Source organism: Campylobacter sp. 2018MI34, assembly GCF_016598975.1.
Lineage (GTDB): Bacteria > Campylobacterota > Campylobacteria > Campylobacterales > Campylobacteraceae > Campylobacter_D.
Map to the genome: position 1 here is coordinate 1 of NZ_JAENKS010000056.1, position 833 is coordinate 833.

Sequence of the window (833 nt, forward strand, 5' to 3'; positions counted from 1 at the left end):
GGTTAAATATTAAATTTGATACTTTATGTTTTATATATATAAATATTAAAGTAAAAGGCAATATGAACATTTTTAATTTATTTTCTTTTACACTTAATATTTCTTTTCCTAATTTAAAAGATAAATGATTTTTAACAATACATACTGCTGTCCCAAAAATGTTAGTTTGATTATTTTTTTGAATATTATCAGCAAACAACTTACGATAAATAGTATGATCTTCGGACACTCCATGATAAATGTTATTAAAAAAATATCTATCATTTTCATCTAAAGTTGATATAAAAATATTTAAAAAGTTAATAAGCGTTTTATTTTCAAAACTTACTTTCATATCTCCAAAAATATTTAATAAATCTTGTGAAAATTTTACTTCTTCATGGCTTATAATTTTATAAACTTCAACTCTTTTGTTTTCATAAGAATTATTAATTCTAATAAATTCTCCATTATCATTAATCCCTTTTACAGGTAACTCTGGTGCAGTAATTATAAATTCAGGAAGCTCATAATTAAGCAATTGAATATTTTCACTATTATATTTTTTATATAAAAAATTATTTTTATATTTATCTCCGCAATACCAAAAATAACTATACAATATTTTATGTTTTAATATACGCTTTAGTAATTTAACCGAGCTAAAACTATCTGTAGCTAAATCAAAAAGTCCAATTTTTTTTTCTTTAAAATTAAAAGAACTAATATATCTATTAAATAAAACTAAATTTTTTTTAGCAATATCTTGAAATTTAAAGATATTATTTTTTAAAAAAAATTCTTTTTCTTTTTCTGATAATTTATTGATTTTATCAACATTATCTATATAATTT

The 833-nt window shown here is 19.1% G+C and carries 1 protein-coding gene; it reads right to left on the reverse strand.

Going from position 1 to position 833, the window contains the following annotated elements; genetic code table 11:
• A partial coding sequence (locus JG676_RS07695) for a hypothetical protein (protein WP_200217857.1) occupies positions 1-833 on the reverse strand: 833 nt, incomplete at both ends.